Annotated in this window: 4 protein-coding genes; all 4 read right to left on the bottom strand. The window is 68.2% G+C overall.

What is annotated here, in order from left to right:
- Positions 1-160: 160 nt before the first annotated feature.
- Complete coding sequence (locus BRAS3809_RS22875; protein WP_008964407.1) at positions 161-601, bottom strand: DUF1489 family protein; 441 nt, start codon at positions 599-601, stop codon at positions 161-163.
- A 13-nt stretch (positions 602-614) separates the two neighbouring features.
- Positions 615-1,595, bottom strand: coding sequence for a hypothetical protein (locus tag BRAS3809_RS22870; RefSeq protein WP_008964406.1), 981 nt, complete (start codon positions 1,593-1,595; stop codon positions 615-617).
- Positions 1,596-1,908: 313 nt separating this feature from the next.
- Positions 1,909-2,100: a hypothetical protein gene (locus tag BRAS3809_RS22865; RefSeq protein WP_008964405.1), complete on the bottom strand. Its 192-nt coding sequence runs from the start codon at positions 2,098-2,100 to the stop codon at positions 1,909-1,911.
- Positions 2,101-2,303: 203 nt separating this feature from the next.
- Positions 2,304-2,543, bottom strand: a 240-nt coding sequence (locus BRAS3809_RS22860) for a YidB family protein (protein WP_035657764.1), incomplete at its 5' end; no start/stop codon positions are given.

The raw sequence follows: 2,543 nt of genomic DNA, 5'->3' as shown, positions 1-2,543 counted from the left end.
TTGGTTACTCCGTCATGCCCAGGCTCGTCCCGGGCATCCACGCCCCTCCCAGCATGCCGAACGACGTGGATGGCCGGGACAAGCCCGGCCATGACGACGTGGAGACAAGCGGGAAACCATGGCGCGCATGCACGCTCGGCACACGCAAGGCGGAGATCCGCTACAGCAACCCCAGGTCCCGCAACTCCCGCCGCAACGGCTCCGGCATCGCCTCGAGGCCCGCCGCGCTGGCCTTGCCGAGATCCGCGGGCGCGTCCTCGGCGGTCAGGTAGCGCCAGCCCTGGAATGGGCGCATCGGCCGCGGCGACACCGCGATCACCTTGGGCTGCATGATGATGCGGCAGCGGCCGATGCCGTCGCCGTCGCGGAACGGCTCGATGCCCACGATCTTCTCGCGCGCAGCGACCTCACCGCGAATCACCCAGTACAGCGAACCACCGGCGAGGATGTCCTCGACCCGCTTCGGCGTCATCCGCGTCACATGGACGTGCTGCTGCGGCAGGCCCTTCTTCTTGGCCGCGAGCATGCGCTCGGCGATCCATTCCTTCAATTCTTTGACCGACTCGCAGCCGACGGCCAGCTTGATCAGATGCAGGGGCATGGGCGTTCGGGTGCTATTCGTCCTTGGCAGCCGGCTCGGCGGCATCGGGCGCCGCCTGCGGCGCAGCGGCTGCGGGCTTCGGCTTGGGCGCTGCGGCCTTCTTGGCGGCGGCCGGCGGCGCCTGGGCATGGCTGGCGGCAACGCTCGGCGGCGCCGGCGCCAGCTGGGTCGGCGGCTTGGGCGCGACCGAACGCGTCGAGGCCGTCGGCTCCGGGTTCATGATGCTGACCGGCGGCGTGTTGGCGGAGCTCGGAAACTCGGCCGTGGTCGGCTTGCCGGTCGGCGCCGATGGCGTCAGGCCGGCAAACGTGCCAGCCGCCGGCTGGCTCTGCACGGCAACCGCCGAAGGCGGCGCATTCCACTGCGAGGCGTAGCGCGTGACCAGCCCCTCATAGGTGCGGCCTTCCATATTGTTGACCAGTTGCTGGCGGTCGCCGACGGCACGGAACATCACGCAGTCGTTCGGCGTGCAGCGGTCGCGCGTCAGCAGCACATAGGCCATCAGTCCATAGCGGTCGCGCTCCACCGCCCGGCGCAGCGCCAGCAGCTCGGCCGTCATCACCTTGTTGGCGCTGGCGAGGTCGCCGGCCTGCGACAGCCGGGTCAGCATGCCCGCGGCATAGCTGACCGCGGCCGCGGTCATGTCGGCCGATCCGAACAGGCTCTTCTCGCAGCTCGACAGCACGAGGTCGCCGGCGAGATCGTCGACGCAGGCCAAAGCCGGCGGCGAGAGGCCGACCGAGGCGGTCGTCGTCGGATCGCCATTGCCGCCCCGCTGCAGCGAATCCTGGCTGCGCATCATCGAGGCAACCGCGATCCCGACCGCCAGCAGCGTGATCACCGTCAGCGCGCCATTGGCGACCGACTTCTCGGCCCGGAGCAGCGTGATCAGGACGACCAGGGCAAAGAAGCCCGCGGCCGCGACCGTCAGCCACATCGGGAACGAAGGCGAGTTCAGGAGTTGGTCGAACGACGAGGGCCAGCTTGAATTCATGCGCGCTGCTTCCTGACGCGGGCCCAAAACCCCGGCCCCGATGGCGTCCCGCGATGGGATGCCCGTGAAACGATCATCAAATTCAAACGGTCACCAGATCCATGACAGCCCCACCCCATGACAATTAGACGATTCCATGCGCCTTGCGGGGCAGGATGGTGCGGAGCTACCCGCTATCCCCAGAGGGATTGCGCAGCGCTTGTCAAACCTCAGGGAGCCGGCCTCAGGCCCCGGCGAAACAGGCCTTGGTACCCTCCTCGTTCACGCCGGCCGCGTCCGCCGACGCGCCGGGTCCGTCGACAGCCGCAACGTCTCAAGACAAGGCCAGCTGGCTCTCTCTGGCAACCCGCTCAAAGGCTTCGGTCGAGCTCTTGATCCGGTACTGGCAGTCGTCGCCCTCGGTGGGCAGCTGACGGATGATCTCATAGGTGCCGCTGGCCGCCGGACGCGAGACGTTGCTCGCGGTGAAATAGACGGTCGCCCCGATGGGGAACTTGTGTCTCAACGCCCTCTCCTGCTCGCATGCCGGCAAGAGCCTTCGAGGTCCCGCTGCCCGGGCCGGCGTGTCTTTAAATAATGCCTCCTCTATAGCATGCGGCAGCGGCCGCTGGCCAGCGGCGTCAAAAGATAGCAAATGCGCATTTCCGCTGGCGTATCAGCTGGATACCGCGACCGGACGGGCCGGCCGTGGAGGCGCCGCAGGGGACGTCAGGCGGAATGCGGCAGCTTGCCGTCGGGACTCGCGTGATCCACCGCCGCGGGCAGCTGCTCGGCGAGGATCTTCGACAGCTGGTCCACCGGCACGTTGAAACGCGCGGCGAGTTGCCGGACGGCGTCGCTGCCGAGCACCTCCTGGAGCTGCTCGGCGGAGATCGGCAGGTTCTGGCCGTTGCCGAGCCAGGATTTGACCTGGGCGCCGAACCCGGCCTGCTCGAGCTTGGCGACGAT

This window comes from Bradyrhizobium sp. STM 3809 (assembly GCF_000239795.1).
GTDB lineage: Bacteria > Pseudomonadota > Alphaproteobacteria > Rhizobiales > Xanthobacteraceae > Bradyrhizobium.
This window is presented reverse-complemented; position numbering and strand designations above follow the sequence as displayed.